The sequence below is a fragment of the Paenibacillus barengoltzii G22 genome (assembly GCF_000403375.2).
GTDB classification, from domain to species: Bacteria; Bacillota; Bacilli; order Paenibacillales; family Paenibacillaceae; genus Fontibacillus; species Fontibacillus barengoltzii.
Genome location: NZ_KE159653.1, coordinates 1,117,052 through 1,143,627 on the forward strand (window position 1 = coordinate 1,117,052; position 26,576 = coordinate 1,143,627).

Annotated in this window: 18 protein-coding genes; 6 read left to right on the plus strand and 12 right to left on the minus strand. The window is 52.2% G+C overall.

What is annotated here, in order from left to right:
• Nucleotides 1–194: 194 nt before the first annotated feature.
• The 3 genes from gltB to C812_RS13480 form a co-directional block, all read right to left on the minus strand.
• Nucleotides 195–4,793 carry a glutamate synthase large subunit gene (gene gltB / locus C812_RS13470; protein WP_036625437.1) on the minus strand — a complete coding sequence of 1,533 codons (4,599 nt, stop codon included), beginning with the start codon at nt 4,791–4,793 and terminating at the stop codon, nt 195–197.
• A 508-nt stretch (nt 4,794–5,301) separates the two neighbouring features.
• Complete coding sequence (locus C812_RS13475; RefSeq protein ID WP_016313203.1) at nt 5,302–7,491, minus strand: YhgE/Pip domain-containing protein; 2,190 nt, start codon at nt 7,489–7,491, stop codon at nt 5,302–5,304.
• Nucleotides 7,492–7,546: 55 nt separating this feature from the next.
• On the minus strand, nt 7,547–8,134 hold the full coding sequence (locus C812_RS13480) for a TetR/AcrR family transcriptional regulator (RefSeq protein WP_016313204.1): 588 nt from the start codon (nt 8,132–8,134) through the stop codon (nt 7,547–7,549).
• 319 nt (nt 8,135–8,453) lie between these two features.
• Here C812_RS13480 and C812_RS13485 point away from each other — a divergent pair, with 319 nt between their 5' ends.
• The gene (locus C812_RS13485) at nt 8,454–9,635 is read left to right on the plus strand and encodes an MGDG synthase family glycosyltransferase (RefSeq protein WP_016313205.1); all 1,182 of its coding nucleotides are present in this window, start codon (nt 8,454–8,456) and stop codon (nt 9,633–9,635) included.
• Here C812_RS13485 and thpR read toward each other — a convergent pair.
• Nucleotides 9,632–10,201, minus strand: coding sequence for an RNA 2',3'-cyclic phosphodiesterase (gene thpR, locus C812_RS13490; RefSeq protein ID WP_016313206.1), 570 nt, complete (start codon nt 10,199–10,201; stop codon nt 9,632–9,634). The genes C812_RS13485 and thpR overlap by 4 nt on opposite strands.
• Before the next feature lie 155 nt (nt 10,202–10,356).
• Between thpR and C812_RS13495 the strand changes: the two genes are divergently transcribed.
• Complete coding sequence (locus C812_RS13495) at nt 10,357–12,054, plus strand: methyl-accepting chemotaxis protein (protein WP_016313207.1); 1,698 nt, start codon at nt 10,357–10,359, stop codon at nt 12,052–12,054.
• A gap of 68 nt (nt 12,055–12,122) precedes the next feature.
• Here C812_RS13495 and C812_RS13500 read toward each other — a convergent pair whose 3' ends face one another.
• Complete coding sequence (locus tag C812_RS13500; RefSeq protein WP_016313208.1) at nt 12,123–12,587, minus strand: Dps family protein; 465 nt, start codon at nt 12,585–12,587, stop codon at nt 12,123–12,125.
• A gap of 257 nt (nt 12,588–12,844) precedes the next feature.
• The gene (locus C812_RS13505; protein ID WP_016313209.1) at nt 12,845–13,225 is read right to left on the minus strand and encodes a DivIVA domain-containing protein; all 381 of its coding nucleotides are present in this window, start codon (nt 13,223–13,225) and stop codon (nt 12,845–12,847) included.
• A 201-nt stretch (nt 13,226–13,426) separates the two neighbouring features.
• Between C812_RS13505 and C812_RS13510 the strand changes: the two genes are divergently transcribed.
• A complete protein-coding gene (locus tag C812_RS13510; RefSeq protein WP_028539018.1) occupies nt 13,427–14,386 on the plus strand; it encodes an MraY family glycosyltransferase in 960 nt (319 codons plus the stop codon).
• Between the two features lie 139 nt (nt 14,387–14,525).
• Here the strand turns inward: C812_RS13510 and C812_RS13515 are convergent, their stop codons facing one another.
• Nucleotides 14,526–14,753: a twin-arginine translocase TatA/TatE family subunit gene (locus tag C812_RS13515; protein ID WP_009226252.1), complete on the minus strand. Its 228-nt coding sequence runs from the start codon at nt 14,751–14,753 to the stop codon at nt 14,526–14,528.
• Nucleotides 14,754–14,913: 160 nt separating this feature from the next.
• Between C812_RS13515 and ytaF the strand changes: the two genes are divergently transcribed.
• The 3 genes from ytaF (at nt 14,914) to C812_RS13530 (ending at nt 16,944) form a co-directional block, all read left to right on the plus strand.
• Nucleotides 14,914–15,531 (plus strand): sporulation membrane protein YtaF, encoded by a 618-nt coding sequence (ytaF, locus tag C812_RS13520; protein ID WP_009226251.1) that lies wholly within the window; start codon nt 14,914–14,916, stop codon nt 15,529–15,531.
• A 128-nt stretch (nt 15,532–15,659) separates the two neighbouring features.
• Entirely contained in the window at nt 15,660–16,601 is a 942-nt protein-coding gene (locus C812_RS13525; RefSeq protein ID WP_016313211.1) for a hypothetical protein, read from the plus strand.
• Between the two features lie 97 nt (nt 16,602–16,698).
• The gene (locus tag C812_RS13530; RefSeq protein ID WP_009226249.1) at nt 16,699–16,944 is read left to right on the plus strand and encodes an NHLP leader peptide family RiPP precursor; all 246 of its coding nucleotides are present in this window, start codon (nt 16,699–16,701) and stop codon (nt 16,942–16,944) included.
• A gap of 43 nt (nt 16,945–16,987) precedes the next feature.
• Here C812_RS13530 and C812_RS13535 read toward each other — a convergent pair whose 3' ends face one another.
• From C812_RS13535 to C812_RS13555, 5 genes are all read right to left on the minus strand, one after another.
• Nucleotides 16,988–18,907: a sensor histidine kinase gene (locus C812_RS13535; protein ID WP_016313212.1), complete on the minus strand. Its 1,920-nt coding sequence runs from the start codon at nt 18,905–18,907 to the stop codon at nt 16,988–16,990.
• 460 nt (nt 18,908–19,367) lie between these two features.
• Complete coding sequence (locus tag C812_RS13540; protein WP_016313213.1) at nt 19,368–20,495, minus strand: MFS transporter; 1,128 nt, start codon at nt 20,493–20,495, stop codon at nt 19,368–19,370.
• An 88-nt stretch (nt 20,496–20,583) separates the two neighbouring features.
• On the minus strand, nt 20,584–21,735 hold the full coding sequence (locus C812_RS13545; RefSeq protein ID WP_016313214.1) for a winged helix-turn-helix domain-containing protein: 1,152 nt from the start codon (nt 21,733–21,735) through the stop codon (nt 20,584–20,586).
• A gap of 133 nt (nt 21,736–21,868) precedes the next feature.
• Nucleotides 21,869–25,102 carry a hypothetical protein gene (locus tag C812_RS13550; protein WP_016313215.1) on the minus strand — a complete coding sequence of 1,078 codons (3,234 nt, stop codon included), beginning with the start codon at nt 25,100–25,102 and terminating at the stop codon, nt 21,869–21,871.
• A 36-nt stretch (nt 25,103–25,138) separates the two neighbouring features.
• Entirely contained in the window at nt 25,139–26,482 is a 1,344-nt protein-coding gene (locus tag C812_RS13555) for a glycoside hydrolase family 30 protein (protein WP_016313216.1), read from the minus strand.
• Between the last annotated feature and the right edge of the window lie 94 nt (nt 26,483–26,576).

The following is a 26,576-nucleotide window of genomic DNA, read 5'->3' on the forward strand; positions in this document are numbered from 1 at the left end:
TTTGCGATGCAACAGATTGTTCAGCCAAAAAGTCGCTCCCCCTTCCACGTTCACTTCCTAATTATCTCCAAATCATATTACACCAAAAACATATGTTCGCACAATCGATTTATTCTATACTGAACAAGACCGCCCCGCTGTCTTGTTCAGACAACCGGGGCGGTCCATACTATCATCGCTATCGCTAAAATTTATTAGTTGTTGCCGGCACGGGCCAGCTCGCGTGCATTTGCTTCAAATGCGGCCAGCAGCGCGGCTTCACCCTTCAGCCCTTCATTTTCAACTTTGCGGATTTGTTCTAACATCCGCTTGTAGTCCTTCGGAATAACGCGGACGAATTTCGGCAGATACTCGTTCCAACGATCCAACACGCGGCGCCCAACCGCACTATCCGTATACAGAATGTGACGGCTGATTAGCGTGCGCAGTTGATCGATCTCCGCCGGATCTTCTACCGACTCAAGCAGCACCATTTCTAAGTTACAACGGCTTGCAAAGTCTCCGCTCTCGTCAAGCACGTAGGCGATCCCGCCGGACATCCCAGCTGCAAAGTTCCGGCCAGTTTCACCCAAGATAACGACACGTCCGCCGGTCATATATTCGCAACCGTGGTCGCCGACACCTTCAACGACAACGTTGGCACCCGAGTTCCGCACCGCGAACCGTTCTCCGGCAATCCCGCGGATGTAAGCCTCCCCGCTGGTTGCACCATAGAACGATGTATTGCCGATGATGATGTTCTCCTCAGGAACAAACGTTGCACGCGGCGACGGCTTCACAATGACCTTACCGCCGGACAGCCCTTTGCCGGTGTAGTCGTTAGCATCGCCTTCAACGGTGAGCGTCATGCCTTTAGGGATAAACGCCCCAAAGCTTTGACCCGCAGAACCTTCAAAATGGAACGTGATCGTATCCTCAGGCAATCCCTGCTGTCCATAACGCCGGGTAACTTCGTAGCCCACAATCGTCCCGGTTGCCCGGTTCACGTTGCAGATCGGCAGCCGGGCGCTGACGGCTTCGCCGCGCTCCAGTGCAGGCAGTGCCAGCGGCAGCAGCTTCGTCATATCCAATGTCTCTTCCAGCCCATGGTTCTGCTGTCTTGTACAATAGCGGCTGCTTCCCTCCGGAAGCTCCGGCATATGCAGCAGAGAATTGAGGTCGACGCCTTTCTTCTTCCAATGATCCACCGCCTTCACCGCATCCAGGCAATCGGTACGTCCGATCATCTCTTCCAGCGTGCGGAAGCCCAGCTCGGACATCCATTCGCGCAAATCCTCTGCCACGAAGGTCATAAAGTTGACCACATGTTGCGGATCTCCGGTGAAGTTTTTACGCAGCTCCGGATTTTGCGTGGCAACCCCCACAGGGCATGTATCCAGCTGGCAGACGCGCATCATGATACAGCCAACCGCTACCAGAGGGGCAGTCGAGAAGCCAAATTCCTCGGCGCCAAGCAGTGCGGCGACAGCAAGGTCGCGACCGTTCAGCATCTTGCCGTCGGTTTCCAGCACGACGCGGTCGCGCAGGTTGTTTAAGATTAGGGTCTGATGCGTTTCAGCCAACCCCAGCTCCCACGGCAGACCCGCATGGCGGATCGAGCTTTGCGGCGAAGCACCGGTGCCTCCGTCATAACCGCTGATCAGAATGACGTCCGCACGGCCTTTGGCAACGCCGGCAGCGATCGTTCCGACGCCGGCCTCAGCCACCAGCTTCACGTTGATACGCGCCTGCGGATTGGCGTTCTTCAAATCGTAGATCAGCTCCGCCAAATCCTCGATCGAATAGATATCATGGTGCGGCGGCGGTGAAATCAAGCCAACCCCCGGCGTGGAGCCGCGCACTTCCGCTACCCATGGATACACCTTACGGCCCGGAAGCTGACCGCCTTCACCCGGTTTCGCCCCTTGCGCCATCTTGATCTGGATTTCATCGGCGTTCACCAGGTAATGCGACGTAACGCCAAACCGTCCCGACGCTACCTGCTTGATCGCGCTGCGGCGCAGATCGCCGTTCGCGTCCGGTACATAACGCGCCGGATCCTCGCCGCCTTCGCCGGTGTTGCTCTTGCCGCCGATGCGGTTCATAGCGATCGCAATCGTCTCATGCGCTTCTTTGCTGATCGAGCCAAACGACATTGCCCCGGTCTTGAAGCGGCGCATGATCGAAGCCGTCGATTCAACTTCCTCCAGCGGCACCTTCGGCCCAACCGGCTTCAGTTCCAGCAAGGAACGCAGCGTCAAATGCTTGTTGTTCTCGCCTTGCACCAGCTCAGCGAATTTTTTATACAGCTTATAATCGCCCGTACGGACCGCCTGTTGCAGCAAATGCACCGTCTGCGGGTTGAACAGATGCTCTTCCCCGCCGCTGCGCCACTGGTATTCTCCGATGGAATCCAGCACTTTATCGTTGCCGTCCTTGTCAGTAAAGGCCCGGAAATGATGGGCGAGCGTCTCGGCAGCCACTTCTTTCAGGCCGATGCCCCCAATCCGCGACGGCGTCCACGTAAAGTAACGATCGACGAAGGAAGGCTCCAGGCCAACCGCTTCGAAAATTTGCGCCCCGCGGTACGATTGAATCGTCGAGATGCCCATTTTGGACAAGGTTTTGACGACCCCTTTGGTCGCTGCTTTGATGAAGTTGTACACCGCTTTTTCATGCGAAATGCCTTGCAGCATGCCTTGGGCAATCATATCCTTCAGCGATTCGAACGCAAGATACGGATTCACTGCGCTGACGCCGTACCCGAGCAGCAACGCAAAATGGTGTACCTCACGCGGCTCGCCCGACTCCAACAGCAGGCTGACCTTGGTCCGCGTCTCTTCGCGAATCAAATGGTGATGCAAGCAGGACACTGCCAACAGCGCCGGTATCGCTGCGTTCTCCGCATCCATCCCGCGGTCGGACAAGATCAGAATATTGTGGCCTTTGGCGATGACCCGATCTGCTGCTTCGCATAACGTATCCAACGCCTTACGCAGCCCCTCTGCTCCTTCGGCAGCCGGGAACAGGATCGGAATCGTGATCGCCTTGAAGCCTGGCCGGTGCAGATGGCGGATTTTGGCGAAGTCCTCATTGGACAAAATTGGCGAATCCAACCGAATCTGACGGCAGCTCTCCGGCTCTGGTTGTAGCAGGTTGCGCTCCGGACCAATCGTCGTAGCGGTCGAGGTAACGAGTTCCTCGCGGATCGCATCGATCGGCGGGTTGGTGACTTGCGCGAACATTTGCTTGAAGTAGTTGTACAGTCGTTGCGGATGTTCGGACAAGACGGCAAGCGGCGCGTCGTACCCCATCGAAGCGATATTTTCCTGACCGGTTAAGGCCATCGGCTCAAGCACCTTCCGCAGGTCTTCATACGTATAACCAAATGCCATTTGACGGCGTGCAATGTCTTCATGGCTCTCCGGCGGCAGCTCCTTCGCTTCCGGCAGATCTTCCAGCTCAACGAGATGTTCGTTCAGCCATTCACGGTACGGATGCTCCTTCGCGATTGCTGACTTCACTTCCTCGTCGGAAATAATCCGGCCTTCCTGCGTGTCGACTAGCAGCATCCGGCCCGGACGCAGCCGATCCTTATAGAGTACGTTCTCCGCCGGGATATCCAGTACGCCGACCTCCGAGGAGAGGACGATCAGGTCATCCTTCGTCACGTAGTAACGCGATGGGCGCAAGCCGTTCCGGTCCAAAATCGCCCCGATCTGAACGCCGTCGGTAAAGCCCATCGCTGCAGGCCCGTCCCATGGCTCCATCATTGTGCTGTGATATTCATAGAACGCCTTTTTGTCCGGGTCCATGTCCTCCCGGCCGACCCATGGCTCAGGCACCATCATCATCGCTACGTGAGGCAGGGAGCGTCCGCTCAAGTACAGGAATTCAAACGTGTTGTCAAACATCGCCGTATCTGACCCGTCCGGATTGATGATCGGTTTTACTTTCTCCAGATCGTCGCCAAACTTCTCGGTCTTAAACATCGACTGACGCGCATGCATCCAGTTCACGTTGCCGCGCAGCGTATTAATCTCGCCATTATGAATCATAAAGCGGTACGGATGCGCCCGCTCCCAGCTTGGGAACGTATTCGTACTGAAGCGCGAGTGAACCATCGCAATGGCCGACTCCAATCTCTCGTCTCGCAAATCCAGATAGAATTGTCCGACCTGCTCCGTGGTCAACATCCCTTTGTAGACCACCTTCCGGCACGACAAGCTGGATACGTAAAAAGCATCCCCCTGCTCTGCGCCGCTATAGCGGATCGCGCGTTCAGCCCGGCGCCGGATCACGTACAGCTTGCGCTCAAAGTCCAGATCCTCCTTCAGATCTGCGGAACGCTCGATAAAAATCTGGCGAACGAACGGTTTAGCTGCTTTGGCCGATTGACCCAGCATATCGTCGCGAGTTGGCACCGTACGGAAGCCGAGGACGTGTTGTCCTTCCTCTTCGGCGATGCGCACGAGTTCTTCCTCCTGCTTCGTCCGAACGGCTTCGTCATGAGGCAGGAACAGCATGCCAACGCCATACTGTCCTGCCTCTGGCAGGGTAAATCCAAGCTTAGCTGCTTCAGCGGCAAAAAAACGGTGCGGGATTTGCAGTAAAATACCTGCGCCATCCCCCGAATTCGGCTCGCTGCCTTGGCCGCCCCGGTGCTCCATATTCGCTAGCATGGTCAACGCTTGGCTTACGATATCGTGGGAAGCTTTCCCCTTGATATGAGCCACGAAGCCCATGCCGCAAGCGTCTTTTTCGAAAGCGGGATCATAGAGTCCCTGCTTGGGAGGTAATACGGTATGTTTCATCATCTGACGCAACCTTTCTATTTAGAGGTAGTTCAAACATCGTTAGCGAATAGAAATAGATCAGTCCCTATGTCCTGCGACTACGCCGGATAAGCCCGGTTCAATCTTTCTTTTTATTCTAACGGAAAATGTCACATCTGTTTTTGCATTATATTCTCTTTATTTTGCACTATTGATTAGAACTTTTAGGCCGTTGCAGGGCGGTTTTGCCACGAAAGCGTCACCATATGGAGATGTATGGTTGTCTTTGCCTGTCTATTTGCACCATTATCCCTTTTGATCAGAGAAAATAGTCGAGCCTGCCATCCGTTGCTCATAGCGTCCATAACCCGATCGAGAACTTAGTTACTATAGAGTTTATGTCCCCGCATAAAATGTGTCCCGACCCAACTCGACTGATGATTACGGGATCATCCTGCAAAAGGCTCGGTGCCGGAATATCTCCCCTACAGAAAAAGACCCGCCCTCCAGAAATCCAGAGAGCGGATCTTCTATATTTATGATTCGATTAGTGCGACTGTACGCTCAGGTTGGCTTCAGGACTGCGCTCTGTACTGCGTTCGTGGCGCAGGAAGTACACCAGTGTAAACACCAGGAATACAACGCCAAACACGGCCAGCCAACCAATGTTTTCCCAAGCCATCGCCATATCGCCGGTGGAGATGACCGCCTTGAAGCCTTTGACGCTGTACGTCATTGGCAGGATCGGGTTGAAGGCTTTCATCCAGTTCGGAATCAGTTCGAGCGGGAACGTTCCTGCGCTGGTCGTCAGTTGGAAAATCAGCATCAGGATCGCCAAGAACCGTCCCGGGTTCTCCATCCAGGTGACAAGTGCTTGAATGATCAACATGTAGCACAAGCTAGTAACAAAGGCGAAGAGATAGAAGAGCGGAACACTCTTAACCTCAAGCCCTAATCCATAAAGAACCAGTGCAGATGCCAGCAAGGACTGAAGCAGACTCATGCCGGCAAAAGTCAACGTACGGCTTACGAAGCGGCTCCAGCCACTGGCTTCCGCCACCGAACTGCCTCTGACCGGCACCACCAGCGTCGAGATCAGCGCACCGACGAACAGGCCCAGCGACAAGAAGTATGGAGCAAAGCCCGTGCCGTAGTTAGGTACTTCATTCACCTTCTGCTCATTGATCTCGATCGGCTGAGCATACATGTTCACAAGCGCATCGGTTTTCTTCACGCCAGAGGTTTGTTCTGCGGCATCGGTCAGCTTTGAAGCCAGCTCGCCCGAGCCCTCCGTCAGTTGGGTCATGCCGTCCTTCAGTTCACCCGCACCTGCATCCAGTTGCTTCGAACCGTCGGCCAACGTACCTACGCCGCCAGATAATTGCTCAACGCCGCCAAGCAGTTGTTTGGCGCCTGCGCTCAGCTGCCCGGCACCGCTTGCCAGCTTCTTACCGCCAGCCGTTGCTTCCGACAGCTTGCCATTAAATTGCTGCAAGCCGCTCGCCAGTTTCTCTTGTCCGGCGTTCAGCTCAGTCATGCCTTGCAGCAACTGTTCTTGGCCTGCCGTTAATTGCTTCCCGCCTTGCAGCAACTGCTGTTGAGCGTTGTGCAGGTCCTGGCTGCCTTTCAGCAATTGTTGATTCCCTTGGTGCAGCTGCTCGCTGCCTTGGGCAACCTGCTTGCTGGCTGCGATCAACTGCTGAACCGCTGCGTTCTTCGCGAGTTCCGGATTCGCTTGGGCCAGCTGCTCTAAACCTTGCGCCACGCTGTTCGCTCCTGCAGCCACCTTCTCGCTGCCTTGGACCGACGCTTCCAGACCAGTTTGCAACTGGGCGCTGCCTTGTTCAGATGCAGTCAAGCCAGCTTCCAGCTTCTTCGCGCCTTCCAGCGACGATTGAAGCCCTGTCTGTAGCTGGGTACCGCCTTGATGCGCTTGTTTAGCGCCGGCTTCCAGCTGTTGGCTGGCAGCTTCCAACTGCGTCAAGCCGCTGGCCAGGCTGCCCGCTCCGTCTTTCACATCATTAATGCCTTGGTATAAGGACTGTGTACCTTTCTCCAGCGGAGCAACGCCGTCCTCGAGTTTCATCGTGCCGTCAACGAGCTTCGCCAAATTTTCTTTCAGCTTCTTGGTTCCATCATCGAGCTTCACCGCTCCCTCGTTGAGGGTGCTGGCCCCGTTGCCGGCCTCGCTGAGACCGCCCGAAATTTTCTCCACTTGGTCAAACAAGGTCTCCGTATAGGCTTCCGTCACTTTGGCGGACACCTTGGATTTGATCTCTTTCACAGCCGTACCGCCGATTTGCGCGGCCAGGAAGTTGTAACCTTCGTTTGGCTCGAAGATCAATTGAGCCGGCGAAGGATTTTCATCCATCAATGTGGTCGCTTGTGAAGAGAAATTGTCCGGAATGATGATCGTCATGTAATACTCATTATTCTTCATTCCAGTTTCCGCTTGCTCACGGGTGACGAACTTCCATTGGAAATCGTCACTCTTCTTTAGTTCAGTAACGAGGTCCTCGCCGACCTTAAGGTCTTTCCCTTCGTATTGTGCGCCTACATCCTCGTTCACCACCGCTACCGGCAGCTCGTTCATCTTCCCGTACGGATCCCAGAAGGCCGTCAGGAACATGCCGCTATACAGTACGGGAATGAACAGCACTACAAGAATCGGGATCAACACTTTAGGATTCTTAAAGGTGGCCCCCATATCCTTGAAAAATACACTTAATGATTTCATTTTTGCTTTCTCTCCCCTTGGTGGCTTCTTTCTCTAATAGTTAAATGTAATTCCTTTAAACTTCCCTTGGCAGAAGCAAGCCTCCAGCTAGAAAATCGTGGATAAACTCCTTGATTTGCTCTTTGCTCAAAGGCGGATTATTCTTGTTCCAGTCCGAGGTTAACGCGATATAGAGCTTAAACACGACGAAAGCGAGCAGCTTGGGATCATACGAGCGAATCTCCTCCCGCTCAGCTGCCCGGGACAGATGACGCTCCAGATATTCCAGAATCGCGTTTTCGATTTGCTCCAATCCCTCCTTGGCTTTCGGGGTGCCGAAGTCACGAACCTCTTGGGACAACTTAATGAGCAGCTCATGCTCACGGCGAAATCCCAGCAGTGCATCCATCGCCCGGTGCAAATTCTCAAAGAAGGGCTTCTCCTCATCAATCTCCGGCTCGATCACCCGCTTCATCTCCGTAATGACGGAACGCAGAATTTCATCGAACAGTTCTTCTTTGTTCGTGAAGAAGGTGTAGATTGTTCCTTTCGCCACATTTGCTATTTTCGCCACTTGATCCATTGTCGTCGCTTTGTAGCCAAATAAAGCAAAGGACTTTTCAGCTGCTTCGATAACGAGCTTACGGCGATCTACTACAGCCATCCATGTCACCTCCCTGCGCTTGGAATGAATAATGGAAACACATTTCCTGGCCAAAAAAATGACTGAAATTCATTTTTGGTCATTTGGTCAATTCATACTTTACTCCACTTGCTATAGAAATGCAAGATGTTTTTTTCAGAATGTTTCATTCACTTTCACCAGCTTGTTCCATATCCCGTTGGCTCTGATTCTCCCCGACCTAGGTCCAGTGGATCGACCCGTCTCGAGCCTCTTTAATCCGGAATATAATCAACATAAACTTAGTATTAGGAAGCCATGAATCGGAACGATCTATATAGAAGAAGCAGGTGATATCCTCATGCGAAAAAGAAGAGTGTTGATCCTATCGGAAGGTTTTGGAAGTGGACATACCCAGGCCGGACACGCGCTGGCAGCCGGATTAAAGCGGAAGAACCCGCAAATCCAGACGAAAGTGATGGAGCTGGGCTCGTTTCTGAATCCGACAGTCGCACCGCTTATCCTATCCGCATATCGGATGACGGTGAATACGAGTCCTGCACTGGTAGGCCTGTTTTATAAGCACAAATACGAGAAGCCGGTTGGCAAGTTTGCTCGCCTGGCTTTGCATAAAATGTTCTATACTCATGCAGCCGAAGTAATCGCGCAGCTTCAGCCCGACCTGATCGTCTGCACGCATCCGATTCCCAGCGCTATCGTGTCCTACCTGAAGCTTAATTCAGATGTGAATGTGCCGCTGTGCACGCTCATCACAGATTACGATGCCCACGGTTCCTGGATGAGTCCCGGCGTGGATCGGTACCTCGTCTCCGCACCTGAGGTCAAAGCTTTGCTTGTCCAACGCGGAGTCGCTCCCACCAAGGTACAGGTGACGGGCATTCCTGTGCACCCGGATTTCTGGAGCAAGCAAGAGAAGGCGTCCGCCCGGGAAGAATTAGGGTTAAAAAATATGCCTACAGCCCTCGTCATGGGCGGGGGTTGGGGATTGTTGCTTCGTGAGGAGCTACTGGACAAACTAGCGGCTTGGCGAGAGGACATTCAAGTTGTCTGCTGCACCGGCAGCAACGAGAAGCTTGCTGCTCGACTGCGTGCACATCCAACGTTTCACCATCCAAACATGAAGGTGATTGGGTTCACGCGGCAAATCGGCAAATGGATGGATGCCTCTGACCTTCTGATTACCAAACCCGGCGGAATGACTTGCACCGAGGGAATGGCCAAAGGCATCCCAATGTTGTTCTTTGAGTCGATTCCAGGTCAAGAGGAGAAGAATCGCGAATACTTCGTGCAACACGGCTATGGGGCGGAGCTAACCTCACCGGACGTGTTGGACGAGTGGTTTGATAACATTCGCCATCAGCACGCTTCGAATCTTCAACCTTGGCCGGAGCCTGCCTTGCAGCACCCCGGTTATCAGCCCGAACGCTGCGCCGAAGCCGTGCTTCATCTGCTGTATCAGGCTGCCGCTCCGGTCCGCATACGCCTGCAGACGGCCAGCCCTGCTGAGCAGCAGGCCAACTAAGTCAGCAGCGCAGATCCAACCGCCTCATACATCGGACGCTTATGCATATGCGTACGATAAATGACCAGACGATCGGCCGTCCAGCGGCCGAAATCCGGTTGGGTCTGCAACGCTGCAGGATCTAATCTGGCCCCTTCCCGAAATTTCCGGGCCAACGTAATATGCGGACTGAAACGTCTTTCCTCCGGCACAAAGCCAAGTGCCCGGTTCTCCGACGTCACCCGGCTATGCAGACTCTCCAGCCCGGCTACATCACCTCGGACGCCAGCCCATAACACACTGGGACTTGTCGGACGTCCAAAGGTGCCAATCCCCGTCGCTTCCATTTCCAACGGCCCGATGATCCCTTTTGCTGCCCGCGTCAAAGCCGCCAGCAGCTCATCCAAACGCCCCGGAGCTGTATCACCCAGAAATTGCACGGTAATATGGTAGTCTTCCGTGTGTACCCACTTTTTGAAATCCAACCTCGTTTTTTGCTCGCTGCACCACGTCTCCAGCTTCTGCTTGATCTCTGGCGGAAGAGGGACAGCGATAAATAATCTCCATTTATCTTCGTTAATTGACATGATTCGTCACCTTTTGTGATTTTTTTCTCAATTTTTTACTTAATTCGACACGCCAACGTGCGATTAGTTACATCCAGCACATTTATTCTCTATATAATGTGTCTTAGTGCTGCTAGCATATACACTCTTCAAGCTTGGGAGATAGGAGATGGAACATGAGTTTCGCTCAAAAAATCACCTCTGTCCTGATCGGACTACTGCTTTTAGTTGGTTCACTCATCGGGATATTTGCTTATCAGACGTCGTATCGTGAGGTCGAGACATCCGTCGGTATTGAAACGGTCGGCTGTGCTAATATTACCACCGGCCTGGTGGATCCGGAAGCGGTTTCCCGTCTTGCCTCCGGTGACCGCAGCGGCCTTGCGGAGCTGGAGGAACAATTAAACTGGACGGTAGAGCATAAATCGTTATTTAAGGAAGTGTTCTTGATGTCCCTGGACGGCACCATTCTTGCGGCCGACCAGAATCTCAAAAGCCGTGGGTACCAAGCAGGAGACGCTTTTTATTTCAATGAGCAGGACCGGAATATGATTCTTGAGATGAAGCATCCTGTATACACCAAGGTCTATTCTTATGATGGCGTAAAGCTGCTCACCGGTTACGGCCCGATCTTCAAAAATCATGACCCTAACGAAGAGATCATCGGTCTTATGGTCATTAACTTCGACGCCTCGATCATCGGCGAGAGAACTCGTGACATTCTGCTCCTGCCATTCATCATCGGCATCGTCGTCCTGCTCGCCGCAGTTGTATTTGTGTACTTCTTTATCCACCGGATGATTCGGCCGCTGGAAACGTTGTCCCGGCAGGTAGAACGGGTTGCCGAGGGCGATTTGACTGTGCAGACTAACGTGCGTCAAGGTAAGGACGAGATCGGCAAATTAACTCAAAATTTTGCGAAAATGGTTAGTAGCCTGCGGGAGTTGATCACCGAGGTGAACGGAACTTCGATGCATGTGGCCTCCTCCTCTGAGCAGCTCTCCGCGAGTGCACAGCAAATTGGAAAAGCGGGTGAACATGCGGCAGAAATCACCCAATCCCTTGCCGACGGGTCGGAGCGGCAGCTCACGAACCTGGAAACCGGGGCAACCATGCTGCATGACATGTCCGAACGGATTGGTCAGATTGCTCGCCATGCCGAAGGCGTCTTAGCATCGGCGCAGCAGGTCTCCGATGCATCCAACCAAGGGGAGCAAGCCATCCAGTCCAGCGTAGCACAGATGTCCACCATGGAAGCCAAAATCATTCATCTCTCTGCGATTGTTGAGGAGCTGGGCAGCCGCTCCAAAGAAGTGCAGAGCATCCTGGACATTATGACCGACATCGCCGCTGAAACTAACCTTCTCGCGTTAAATGCTTCAATCGAAGCAGCCCGCGCGGGAGAATACGGCAGCGGATTTGCCGTCGTTGCCTCCTCGGTCCGCAAGCTGGCGGAACGTTCCGCTGCCTCGGCGCAGCAAATCAGTGAGCTGATCACCCACATCGTTGGGCAGGTTGAGCTCACCAGCAGTGCAATGGATGAGACCGTCCGTGAAACGAAGCGAGGCGTCGAGCTCGTGAGCAGCGCTGGAGCTTCCTTTAGTGACATCGCAGCTTCAACAGAAATTACCGCTGCATCGATTGCGGATATCAGCGAAGCGGTTCGGCTCCTGTCAAACAACTCACAACGACTGGTGAAGTCGATTGACGATATCGTGAAGTTCGCCGGCCAGACTGCAGTCAGCGCACAGGAGATGTCTTCATTCTCCCAACAACAGTTGGCTGCGATGGAAGAGGTTGATGCTTCCGCCAGCTTCCTGTCCAGCCTAGCGGAGCGGCTTCATTCCATGATCGAACGTTTTAAAGTCATGTAATTGCTAAAAAAGACCTTGCCCAGCAAGCCATCTTGCTGGGCAAGGTCTTTCATGTATTCGGCAAGAACTTATTTGCCGAGGTAAGCGTTCAGCATCCAACGATGTTTCTCCAGCGAGGAGACGATACCGAGCAACAGATCACTTGTTGCTTCATCTTCTGCTCTTTCTGCCGCTTCCATGCCTTCCTTCAGCTCGCTGTCCAATTTTGCAAAGTCCGCCACGACGGCTGCTACCATTTCTTCAGCACTTTCCTTGCCGCTGGCTTCGGTGATGCTGGCCGTCGCTAGGGCTTCACGCAAAGTTGCAATCGGGGTGCCGCCAATGGCCAACAATCGTTCAGCAATATCATCAATATAACCAGCCGCTTCGTCATAAAGGGCTTCGAATTTCTCATGAAGTGTAAAGAAGTTCGGACCTTTTACAAACCAGTGGAAATTGTGCAGCTTCGTATACAGGACCGTCCAGTTTGCGATTTGCAGGTTCAGTTGTTTCTGAAGTTCTTGATTTGCTTGGGTTAAGGTTTGGTTTGCCATTGTGAATTCCTCCATTCAACATATGAAATATTTAACGTACCATTGTGACAGTTACCTAAAACTTGAACTAAATTAAATTTAGACTAAATCTAAATCTTGTTTATATCATACCACTCCACTTTTAGATATGCAACCATCATTTTCATGAATATTGCATGAAATACCAACCAACATCAGGTTTATTCTGTACCTCTTTTCCCTTACCTATGCAAAAAAAAAACGAACCGGTAGTATTCTCCGGTTCGGTTCAACTCCATTTACCGCTCGCCGCGCAAATGCAGCTTAAATTGCTCCAGGCTTCGTTCCACTTGGCGAATGCCGTCCTCCACCAGTCTGCGGTCCACCGCATTTTCCATGTCGAAGGAAGGTCTGCGGGCCAAAGCCTTCTTCTCCTCTTCCCAATACGCTTGCCGACGCTGGATTTCTTTATATTTGTCCAGCAGATCGGTAATAATATCGTAGAAGCGTTCATAATCAACGATAATGTCATCGAGGAAGCGGTCAACTTCCTCCTTATCGTAGCCCCGCATTTTGGCGTCAAAATCTTTTTCGTGAATGGAGAGCGCATCCAGCTTGATTCCTAATTGTCGAAACAAGCTTTTCTGGTCTTCCAGCTTGCGCGCGTAATCGTCTTGCATTCCAAATCCCTCCGTACCTGCCTAAAAGGTTATCCAGCGCAGTTAATCTGCAAAAGCAGTCGTATCTACTCTAATGTACCACATTATTGCCCTTTCGTTCATCTCCACGTTAGGATGCGGGTGATACAAGTATTCGACATTGTCCCGTTTTCTTTTTATAATAGTCAATAGCCTGAGTCTAACATCTGGTGGTGAGTAGCGATTTTATACTTATGTACTTTTCTGTTATCGTTTCTGATCGTGTATTTTCTGATTCCCCCGCTCGGCAAGTTGGCCTTCCGTCTGGATTTCGTGGACAAACCCCGAGCGGACGTCGAACGCAAGATCCATCGTCAGCCAATTCCGCTTACAGCCAGCTATGCGATATTTGCCGGATTCTTTGTTGCATACCTGCTGTTCACGCGCAACTTCTCCTGGGAGACGGGAGCATTGTTTGCAGGCGGAGTGCTATTGCTGGCCATTGGGACCGTCGACGACTGGTACAAAACGAAAGGCAAAGACTTTCCGGCACTGCCTAAACTGATCGTTCAAGTGTCTGCTGCGGTGCTCGTTTATGCATCCGGCATCACCTTCAGCGGCTTCGTGAATCCCTTTAGCGGCGACTATGTCCTGCTGCCGGCATGGCTCCAGTTTATCTTAACGATTCTCTGGATCTTTGGCGTCACCACCGTCATCAATTTCTCGGACGGACTGGACGGTTTGGCCGGAGGATTATCCGCGATCTCGGCCGTGACGCTGTTTGTAGTGGCATTAACCAAAGGGCAGACCAACTCGGCGATGCTTTCGGTTGCCTTGATCGGGGTGACGCTGGCCTACCTGCGGTACAATAAACCGCCAGCCAAAGTCTTTATGGGCGATGCGGGAGCTACGTTCCTTGGGTTTATGCTTGCGGTAATCGCATTGGACGGCGCATTCAAGCAGGCTACCGTCCTGTCCCTGTTTATTCCGGTGCTGGCCCTTGGCGTACCGATTTTCGATAATCTGTTTGTCGTGATCAAACGGATGCTGCAAGGAAAATCACCTTACGTCGCCGATGCCAGCCAAGTCCATTATCGGTTGCTTCGGGCCGGATTAAATCAGAAGCAGGTGGTTATGTTCCTGTACCTGATCAGCACCTGTCTGGGACTGTCGTCCATCATTCTGCTGCTGTTGCAAGTCTAACGAAACGAAATGAAAGCGAACGGCCTTCTAGTCGTTCCAACCCAAAAGCGCGTGCCCGGTTCTTCCCGGTAGCACGCGCTTTGTATTGTACGGAATCCCCCACAAAAAAAGACCCCAAACAGGGTCTTTGTTAATGGCATCAGGATGATTTATTCGTATCTGCAGCGGGTTGAACTTCCGCTTTCTGCGGCTGCTCGTCTTCGAGAATGTCCCCACGTGCGCCTCTCTTAAACTCCTTGAGCATCGTGCCAAAGCTGCGCCCTAATTCCGGCAGCTTGCTGGGACCAAATAACAACAATGCTGCGATAACTAGAAGCAGCAAGTGAGACGGACGCAACAAGTTTTCAAGCACATTTATCACTCCCATCGAGTATCCTTGTGGACATTATACTACTTTCTTGAATACAATGGAAACCCTTTATCAACCGTTCCGGGTGTCTCAGCAAACAAGATGATGCTAGGCCATAAACCATTTCCCTCTTCTGGGCATATGCTGTGTCATCATGTATTGCAAAGGAGCGAACATCATGGGTTCTTACAGTCTGTTGGCCGTCATCGCCATTGGACTCGCGTCCAACTTGGATAATGCGGGAGTCGGTATCGCCTATGGAGTACGAAAAATCCGCATTCCTTGGTATTCCAATCTGGCCATCGCCGCCATTTCCTTTTTGGCCACTCTGGTGTCGGGTTATTTCGGAAGCTGGTTATCCTCGTGGGTCCATCCCTGGATCGGACAGTTGCTCGGAACGATTGTGATCGTTGGGGTTGGTGTATGGGTGCTGTTGCAGCCATTTCTGGAGAAGAAGAACATTTCGATTCAGGAAGAGGATGATGTCAATCCGCTGACCCGCCTGCTGCGCAATCCTGAAGAAGCAGATAAAGACAGCTCCAAATCCATCAGTCTTGGCGAATCGATTGTCCTCGGGATCGCTTTAGCCATGAATGCGCTGGCCGGCGGCTTTAATGCCGGTATCACCCAACTGAACATCTGGTATACTTCGCTGTCCGTTGGTTTGTTCAGCTACCTGTTGCTGGCCGCATGCGCCGGTCTGGCCGAGAAGGTCGCCGCAGAGAAATTTGGGAATCGGGCCACCGTCATTTCCGGTCTGCTGTTAATTCTCATCGGCATTCATCAACTTTTCTAACCTTTACTAAAGATAAGGCAAAGCCCCTCGCATCCTAAGGGGCTTTGCAAGAGTTTCTAGCAAACTACCTTGTCTACAAATTTTCCTATATAATGAAGAGGATGGTTCCTATAAAGGAGGTTCGATTTGTGAACTGGAATTGGTTTCATAGCTATGAAAAAGATTTAGAGGCGGCTTTCGATCAAACTGAGAAGGTTCTATCCGAGCTGCCGGAAGAATTCCGAGGACATGCTCTCAATTATTTGGGGAAATTTCACGCGTTAAAAAAGTCTGGCTCCCAGAACTACATATGCTATTTACTTCCATTCTGGATGCAGGAGGCTGCCGGTGCCAAGCCAGAGCTTAGCCGCGAGTTGACCGCAGCCATGATCTTGGTCATGCTGCATTACCATTTAATCGATGAAGTGATGGACAATCCAGAGGCGGGGGACAAGTGGAGGTTGCCGCTGGCGAATTTGCTTCAGCTTGAATTTTCTCGGATTTACGCCGCCTTGTTTACTTCCGAATCCCCGTTTTGGAGTTATTACCGGAAGTATACTGCCGAATGGGCAGAAGCCGTCTTGCTAGAAAATCAACATGACTTCTTCCAAGACAATCCGGTTCGTATTGCGCATAAAGCCTCCCCTGTGAAGCTGTCGGTGGCGGGCATGCTGCTCCTGACCGAACACGACCAACTGATTGCTCCTTTCGAATCTGCCGTGGATGCCGTGCTGGTGACGCTGCAGATGCTGGATGATTGGGAGGATTGGGAGAAGGATTTGCGAGAAGGAAGCTATAATTCTCTGATTTCCGTTGTACAGCATGAACTGCAGATTCCTTCCGATCGCAGACCTACACCGGATGAAGTCAAACACGCGTTGCATGTTCGGGATATCCTGTTCATTTTTGCCGAACGAACGGATCAGAACGCAGCGATATTAGAGGCAAACGCCCCGGGTCTAACGCACCTGCACGAGTTCCACGATTATCTCAGAACCAATCTCCGCCAAGGAGCTGAAAGTTTAAAAGATGAGCGAAGTTTGCTAGCCCAGGGCGGTTTAGCCTATTGGTTGGCGAATCAGAAGATCTAAACCTAGCAATCAGAAGATCCTATCCTAGCGTTCTGGCGAATTCCATGTTATAGTAATAAGGAAAATATAACTATTTTTACTGAGAAAGGGTGATCTTATGACATCAGGAGCGCTCCTTCAAACGCAAGTTGTGGAAAAAGCTTGGCAAGATCCTAGCTTCAAAGCGAAGCTGCTTGCCGACCCGAAAGCTGCGATCCAGGAGGCACTAGGTGTAGTTCTCCCGGATCACATCAAAATTAAAGCGGTCGAGGAAAGCACCGACGAATTTTACGTCGTATTGCCGCCTCAACCGGAGAAAGTTGTCATGAGCAAAATTAAACCAGCAGGAATCTGGGGCGAATAACCCCTTACGATCTTCGCTAGCACCCGAGCAGGGGCCGAACGACTTATCCCAAAGCATACTCCTCCACTTGAACGGAAGGGAAGCGGATAACGACTTCGGTCCCTGCTCCTTTTTTGCTCGTAAAATGAATTTGACCGTTCATTACTTCTATAATCCGGAACGTCACCATCAAACCTAGGCCTGTGCCCTTCGTTTTGTTAGAGAAATATGGCTCACCCAGGCGAGCCAGTACTTCTTCGTCCATCCCCTCGCCGTTGTCCTTGATATGGATCACCACATTATCGTTTTCTTCATAGCTCCAAATTTGGATGTCCCCTTCGCCCCGAAGCGCTTCGATGCTATTCTTGATGATATTAATAAATGCTTGCTTAAATTTAGAAGAATTGCCGCGCACATATAGATTTTTAGGAATATGAACTGTGATCTTGCCCCCCTGCAGGTTTGCCAGAGGGATCAAGATCCCTTCGATATGAATAAATTCCTCCAGCACGTTCAGCGTCGTTACCTTGCCGCCTTCCGGCTTGGCAAACGTGAGGAAGTCCGTAATAATCGCCGAAGCGCGATCCAGCTCTTCCAACGCCATGCTTAAATACACCTTGTCCGAATTCTGCTGCTTCTCAACTAGCAATTGCAAAAAACCTCGGGTCACCTGCAACGGATTGCGGACCTCATGGGCGACCGAGGCGGCTAATTCGCTGATGATCTCCATCTTCTCCGAACGCTGCAGCTCGTTATTAAACATCTCCAACTGCTTGGAGTATTCCACGACTTGCCTGTGATTCTCTGCAAATCTTCGGCCCAGAATGATAATCAACGAGGTCAGGAAGCACACGATACCTAATTTCCACAAAAATAGCTTATAGTATCCGTCGTAAAAGTAATACCAAATCAATTCACCTGCGGATAGCAGCGTAAACGAGAGGACCCCGGCCAGAAAGATCAGAGCCTCTTTGTTCCCTTTCGCCACATAAACGGTTAAAATGCCCGCCAAGATCAGAAACTGCGCGATAATCAGATAACCGGCAAATTGAGTCGTAATGAGCTTATAGATATCATAGTAACGATTACCGGACAACTCGTTGGCTAACAGCAACAGGATGCAAAGCGCGGAGAAGGCCACAAACACTTTGCGCGAGCGCCGAATTAAAGCAAAATAACCAGGACCAAAGATTTTCTCAAAGAAAAAGATAAACGAAGGAAGCAGAATAAATAAAGCCAAGTCAAACATGACCACCAGTATTCTGCCCGCCGTCGTATAGTCAAACAGCCAAAAAACAAACGGAGAATACGTCAGCACAAGCAAGCCGCTGGAGAAAATAACCGCGCACAGCGAGAACCACATCGGCATGTTCACATATTTCAGGAAAACCGAACAGAACAACATAATTACCGAGATGAAGATCAGCGTGCTGCCCAAAATTAAGTCGGTGATGTTGCCGCGTACAAAGCTCTTGATCAATTCCTGGTTATTTCCGATCCGAATCGGATCAAAGATCCCGATGGTATTTGTCGTTGAGGATACGCCGATATACAGCGTCTGACCCGAATTTTGTGGAGATACCGGTACCAGCACACTATTGATACTAAAGTTAAACTTGCGCTGGGATTCGAATACTTTCGCTCCGTCCAAATTTACCGTAATGTGTTTACCATATATTTTATCGATCAATACGACCTGGGAATTTTCGGTGATTTGAGGAAGGATGATTTTGATCCACTGAACACTACCCTTCTCCGGCTTCACCGGGCTCTCTTCTCCCGCGCTTACACTCGTCCAGCCGTCCAGTGCCTCTAGCCATTCCTTGCTCGGATTGGGATCCAACTGATCCGTCCAAGTGACCTGCCAGTTTCTAATTTGCTGTACCTCCGAGCCCACTGCACTCGAATTTCGAAAAATAATACCGTAAAATGCAGCAATGAATATGACAAACAAGACGACAAATCCTTTGATCAAAGACTTCATTAGACACCTCTGGAGATATTCTAAAGTGTTAACCCGGTTGACGCGCCTCAGTTCGAAAGGATCTGAGCAGGGCTACTTTATACCATTCGATTAAAATCTCGCAATAACCTTCAATTTATGGAAATAGTGATAATTTTTTTTAGAAGAGACGTGCCACAGTTATTTTACCGTGGATAGCTAGTTTTATCTATGAATAGTTTTAATTTTCTATCAAAAAAAACGCAGGAGCTGTCTCCTGCGTTACAATGTTCGCCTTCCGGCGAACAGATCTATATTCCCTCTATTGCTCGGTTCGCGTCACTTTGCACAACGGACACTTCTTCCGAACGCCACAGTACTTTCCCCAACGTGAGCACCAACAAGCCAAGCGCTGCGATGACTCCACCTAAGTATATGAAAGATCGGCCTGGTCCGATCCATTCGACCAGAAGTCCTCCGAGTAAAGGAGCTACGAGCATCACTAAGCCCAAAGGGAGGTTTGGATACCAAAGACACGGCCGACCATGTCCGCTGGCGTTTCTTTCTGCAAGCAGTAATTAAACGTGACGACCACCACCCCATTGCCGACGCCTAATCCAAATCCCAGCAACAGGATGGGAACTGCCGCACTCCCCGTGGGAAGCAGGCCCAGACCGCCGACGGCCATTCCAATCAGCCCGTATCCGGCACTGAATTTCCATGCGTAACCCGCCGCCCCCTTATTCCAACGGTTAAGCACCGCTATGATCAGCACAGCACCCATTCCCGCCGCAGCAACCATCCAACTGAGATAAGCCTCCTTCAGAGGGGCAATTTCCCGAAATAGGCTGGTGAATTGAAAATCGATCATTTGGATCGCTGCCGTCGCGACAAAACCAAACAGAAGAGTTACTAGTAAAAGCCGGGTTTTCAGGATAAAACGTAAGCCTTCGATCCACATGGTACGGAGGGACGTATCTTCAACCGTTTCCAGAGCCGAGGAGGAAGATCGACCAGGATTTCGTCCGGCCTTCTGGAATTCAACTTCCGCCTTTTTGATCGTGAGCAGGATCAGCAATGAAAACATCCGAAAGCAAACATTCAGTAGAATGCACCATTCGGGGGTTAACAGGGCTAGTGCGAAGCCGCCAAGCAGCGGACCGGCGATTTTAGAGCCCTGGTTGACGAAGCCGTTCAGCGAGGTCGCTTGAAATAGCTGATCTTCCCGAACGATACTGCGCGTCAATGATTGCTGGGCGGGAATTATAAAGGTAGAGAGAGTTGCGCGCAACGTTAACACCGGAAGCAACCACAGCATGTTCGGAGAGAGCAGAATCATCAGGGTGAGTGCCGCTGTCAGCAGATCGCAAAGTCGCATCAGCTTCAACTGATGGATCCGGTCGGCGACCACGCCGGCAAAGGACCCAAGCAGGACACTGGGTAGAGCGTTGGCTACGGGGATCAGCGCTAGCATAAGCGGTCCAGCCTCCCAGCGGTATCCCACCAGCACCTGAATCGCCAGCATGTCAAACCAATCGCCAAATGTCGCCGCCGTATATGCCGCATAAACGCGCGTAAAAGTTTTGTTGCGAAGCAGACCCGCAGGCCCGGCCTGTACATTACCTGTCATGATTATTCCTCCAACCAACCTAGTTTCGTATCAACTAAGATCAATGTAGCGGAGGAATGTCAGAAGAATATCAGAGCGACTTTCCAGATCAAGCTAACTGTTCACGGATGACCGCATCGAGCCCAGCCGACAAGCGGGTGACGCCTATCCGATCCAGTTCTAGGTTGTATAATTCCAGGTATTTTTGCTGCAACGCTAAGGGGGGCGGGAACATGGCGAAAACATTCACGATTCGGTATAGGGAGTGTAATCGAAGCGGCACGAAGCCAGACCGATCCAGCACCGTCAGCCCTTCGTCCAGCTGCTTTTCCGCCTCCGTCGATTCCCCTTTCCGCTGTAGCCACAACCCTTTTACCACCCTATAACTGCCGATCTCTCTTAAGAAGGGTTTCTCGTTCAACATCCCATTTTCTACGGCATCCGCCAGCTTCGCAATTTGGGGCTCCGGTGATCCTGCCACCACATGAGCCAGCATCTCAGCGATCGTGATTTGCGGGATGAAGCTGTCATATTTCAACTCCGCGATGACGCGATAGCTGAAGCTCACGCGTTCCAGCGCTTTGTTCGGCTCACCGGCCAGCGTATAGACGTCCAAAATCGTCAGAATCTCCATCTCCCTATGATAAGGGGGCGGCAGCAACTTCAGGGCAAGCACGCGCTCGCATACCGGCAAGGTCTGCTCCGGACTCTTTGTCAGGCAGAAGAACACCAGCAAGTAGAACAAGCGGTCCCGCAAAGGGGCTTCGCTCTTATTTAAGAGCCAGTCCAAATCGCCTTGAACAAACTGAATGTACACCGAATAGAACGGGTCCAGTTGATAACCCAGCACATCCTGTTGGCGCGCCAGCGTCAGCATCGAACGCCCTTGGCCATAGAGCTGGTATTTACTGAAAAGCGCTCGCATCGTCTCATGCAGCTCCGGGTCCGCTAAGGTTGGAATGACTCCCTCTGCGGGATGAGGAACCGGAAGCACCAGGCTGTAGCCTAAGCCCCGAACGGTCCTGATCTCCAGCCCATGGATAGGCTTTAGCTTTTTGCGAAGCCGGTAGATATGGTCGTCCACCGTACGTTCGACCGGGTATTCCAGAGGCCACACCTTGTCCAGCAGTTGCTCTCGGGTAAATGTCCGGCCCACGTTACGGTACAAGAACTGAAACAGCGCGAACTCCTTCGGTAACAGCTCCACCGTAAGCCCCTCTGCGGTAATCTCGAATCGATCGCTGTTGATGTCTAGATGCATCGCTGGTTCCTGCCTTCCCCGTAAATGATGACCTAATTATACCATCTACACGCATAAAAAAGACGCCGGACAAACGCAAGGCATCGTTACCTCGCGCTCATCCGGAGTTTCCTTGAACCTCAATGATCTCTCGCTAGACTAATTCTGCTACAATCCGACGCACCGTGCCGGTGCGGATCTCCTCGGCCAACTCGCCATCGATGACAGCACCGTCTACCGCAAGCTCCGATCCATCGTGCTTCTGCACCATCAACCGGCGAATCACTGCAGCATTCGGGCCATAAGTGTCCTTCTTCTGCGGGTTCCGGTAGATGACCTCCGTCGTACCCAGGAAGCGGAACGACACCTCGCCTTGCGCATCAAAGAGCCAACCGGGCAGGCGCGGATTCAGCGCAAGCCGGAGCTTGCCTTCATGCAGGCGGAAGATCCGTTTCCCCGCCATCATCGTCATCCACATGCTGAGGAACTCGGCGGTGGATCCGCTAAGCCGGGCGACATACCCGCGGCCATGGGTATCCGGATCCGGATTTACGCTCGTCGCGATAAAGGAGGAGTTCTCCAGCGTGCTGCGGCCATACACTGCCGGATCGAGGAACGGAATTAACGAGGTGCGAAGCTCGGAGAAGAACTCCTCGGTCAAACCGCTCTTAAGCAGCGCCAGTAAGTACTTATAGCTCATATGCAGGAACACCGATTCCCGTTCCAGCCACCCCGGCGTAAAGGCGCGAATGCGGCCGATCTCATGGGTCTCCGTATCTAGGCTGACGGAGGTTTTATACATTTGAAGCTGGGTGTCGAACAAGTCGCTGCGGCGAATTTGCTCATAAGTCCGCTTGGCTTCGTTAGGGTCCTCAACCGTCTTCAACCATCGAGCAGGACCTTCCAGGAAATGCGGCAGCGGGCGCACGGTAAATTTCTTCACGACCGCCTTCGGCAGACCGTATCCGCTGATCACCGGGTTTCCTTGGGCATCAGTCACCGGCTCAAATTCCGCCGCTTCGTAGGCGAAATACGTAGGTGTCACGCCGCCGCCCAGTCGGATCGCCTCCCGGATGCCGCGCTCGATCTGCTCCAGCATGCGATCCGCCAGCCGGCCGATCGCCTGAAGCTCCAGCGGAGATTCCGTCCCGCTGATCCCGAAACGAATAGCATCCCGGTATTTCTCACGCGCCGTCGTCACCTGATCCCAATAGTCAAACGCCTCCAGGCTCCCTGCCAAACGCGCTTCCAGCAGCCTTTCCACTTCGCTGAGCAGCGCAGCAACTTCCTCGGGCACTTGCACGACTAGGTCGTTGCCAGCGGCTACAGCTTCAGTACAAACTTCCTGAACGAACTTCAGCAGCCGCTTTAACTCAAAGGTTTCGCTCATCCCCGAGCCAAACAGCCCAGGCAAGCCGTTCATCGCATCGTTCCATCCCGGCTTGTTCGCTTCCATCTCCACGCCCATGCCAAACGGATCTAAGGTGGCAAATTTGACCAGTCCCAGCGACAACAGCTTGACGAACAAGGTCGTTTGGTAAATTTCACCGCGGCCGTGTTCGGTTTTTAGCCAGTTGGTGCTCTTGAGTGTCAGGCCGAATTGGGCCATCTTCTCTTCATCGTGCACCAGCGAGCCGTATTGGCGTACTTTACCGCCGCTGATAACATATTTCTCACTGCGCGGCAGGACGCGGGCCGGACTGTCGAAGTACGTATACTCCCGTTCTCCAAACAGCAGCTGTTCTTTACGATCTGGAAAAATATCAAGATAATTGTCAATCAAGTCCATATTGTAAGTCCAATGGTCCGTCCAGTAGCCTTCTCCAAAGGAGGCTTCAATTTGCTGTTCAGCGAGCGATAGCACGCCGGTCAACAGCTCATTCTCCTCTACAAGCAGCCTTATGCCACGATGATTCACGAGCGAAATCAGCTTGCCCGGAGTAAACGATCCCAAGCACAGAGCAGCCAGCTCCTCTCGATGATCGGCCGCCGCCTTCTCCAGGAAGGCAGATAGATCCTCCGCCCGTTCAGCCGGAACTCGGAAGGTAGTGCCTTCCACGCCTAGCGGATTATAACCATCTGCCTGTATCAGGCTGAAGAACGTGCGGATATTAAACGTTCCAACCCGAGGATGAAAATAGACATCGTTGCGCCGGTTTTGGTTGGCATCGCGGAAATTGCCGTTGCCCTGCGAATAATATTCCGGGGCGATCGAGAAGAAGTTATAGTCCCGCTCCAAATCACCGTGCTTCCGGGAATACAGGTGAACCACGAACCCTTCCCGGCCATTTTCGAAAATAAACGGATACCCGCCGCGCAGAAAATTGTCCAGATAGCTCTGCCGGCAGTAGGCATCAAACAGCGGCAGAGCTGTCTTCGTGGCGATGTCTGCAGTCAAATCCTCGGTTAACTGGCTGGCCTCTGCATGCTTGCGGGCAATGTAAGCCGGGCTGGCAATCTCGGCCGCTTTGCGATTTAACCGTTCCACGCTTTCGATATGCCCGATCAACGTGTAAATGCGGCGGCTTTCGCCGGGGGCAAGCTCGGCAGCGAATGCCGAAAATCCGCAAGGCACCTTATTGGTGCAATACTGCGGTGCCGCCGTTAATGCGGCCAGCGGCTGCTCGGCAAAACGGTCGGGATACGCCAGCGACGTATTATCGCCGAAAATAACCGCAATGTCGGCTATCGTCTGCAGCAGCTTCCCGTCTTCTCCAAAGGTGAGGTAGAAATGTCCGCTTTGCACCTCGCTCACTTCGGCCTCATCATGGGTGCTGGAACGGACCCGATAGAACGGAATCCCATTCTCGATATTGTCGACCTCCATCCAGCTGCGCAGCAGATTCCCGATTTCCTTGTAGCCGGCGTTCTCTACCCCATACGGAAGAATCTCCGGCATCCCATCCAGCATTTCCAGCTGCACCGGCGTTCCGGAAATATTCGTGACCTCCACCTGACGGACCAGTGCCGCATAATCATCATTAGGAACCTGAAAATAACTTACCTTCACCCGCAGCCCCTGCGCTTCATGGGTTTCCTCAATCGTCAGCTCATTGGTTAAAATGTGCATACGGCGAACGGCTGACGCATCAGGAAAGGCACTTTGGAACGGCTCATAGATCCCCGCTTTCCCTGCGGTTTTGATAAACGTCCGGAAGCCTTTCATCGCAACCGATTGATACGTAATGCTGGCCGGGGAGAATTCCATGATCGGGCTGTTTTTGTCCCGGATCCCAAAGCTGCAGACCGACTGCCCCCGGTTCACATAAAACGTCCACATCGGAATCCCCTTCATGCCGGCAAGGCCGGGAAGGAAGCTGGAGAACGGTTTCGCCCGGTCAAACTGCTCGATCACGAACGCATTTCCCTCAAAAGAATAATTCGACATAAGGACTATCCCTCCGTTCATTAAATAAGGATGTAACTAGCCTTGGATGATATATGTCGCAATCGAATGCGCCGGCAACGTTTCGCTTGCAGCCTCACCGCCGAACTCCAGGGCAAACGGCTGCGCTACATCACTTTCGTTCTGCACGACAACCGCGATGCTGCCGTCTGGATTACGGAACGCAGTAGCCAGCAAGTCCGGAGCTTGGGCTTCCAAGCCAATGCGGGCAGCTCCCGGTTTGATATATTTACTGAAATGCCCGATGTAGTAGTACGAGCTGTTGTAGTGAAGGGTATCGGTTGTCGTATCCGCGATGATGGGCGCATCACATAGGTTGCCTACATGGTTCGGACCGCCCGTTTCATCCAACACCAAATTCCAATCCAAGAACCCTTCATTCCAATGGTTCAAGTCACCGATAATGTTCCGGCCGTAGCGTTCGCCGGTGAACCACTCGCCAAGCTTTACGCCACCTTCCTGACAGCCTTCCGTGAACAGAAGATGCTTGTCGGGGAACAGCTCATGCACTTTGCCAACGTTCTCGAACGCTTCGCTGACGTACCAGTGGAAGCCGGTGCCCCATACGTATTTCGCCGCTTCGGGATCGCTTAGTACGGCAGAGGCACGCTCAACCATAATATCCCGATTGTGGTCCCAGATGAGAATATGGACGTCCGACAGGCCTTCCCGGTGCATCACCGGACCCAGGTAATCCCGTACGAAATCACGTTCTTCCTCGCCGCTGTAAATACAGGAATCCCAGGTTTGCACCGCCGCCGGTTCATTTTGTACCGTGATGCCCCAGATCGGGATGCCAGCCTCGTGATAAGCTTTGATGAACTTCGTATAATACAACGCCCACACCTCGCGATATTCCGGCTTCAGCTGACCGCCGTGATTCATATCGCCGTTCGTTTTCATCCAAGCCGGAGGGCTCCAAGGAGAGGCCAGTATGGTGATGTTCTTCCCGGCAACTTTCGCCGCATCATGAACGAACGGAATCACCCATTTGTGATCGCGGGAAATATCGAACGTTTTCAATTCCACATCGCCATCCTCGATATACGTGTAGTTCTCCAGCGCGAAGTCGCAGCTGTGGATGTGCACGCGACCCAGCGTATATCCCAGCCCCTCCTGCGGATCGAAATACTTGCGGATCACTTCTTCCCGTTTCTGCGGGCTGATCCGAGACAACGTATAAGCGGCCGCTTCGGTGAACGCACCGCCAAATCCCATCACCGTTTGGTAGGTCTGCTCCGGCAGAACCTTCAGCTTCTGTTCCGTGCCAGCTGCTGCGCTGGATTGAACCGCCACTTCCCCTTGCGGCTGCAAGCGGTCGGCGGAATCACGCGAAGTGAGCACTTTCACCCATTTTGCCATCGTAATCCTCTCCTTGGTTTTTGATTTGGTGTTTCTGTAATCGATTTCAAAATCAACAAGAGCAGTACCGGAAAAGCGCGCCGATCTTCAATAA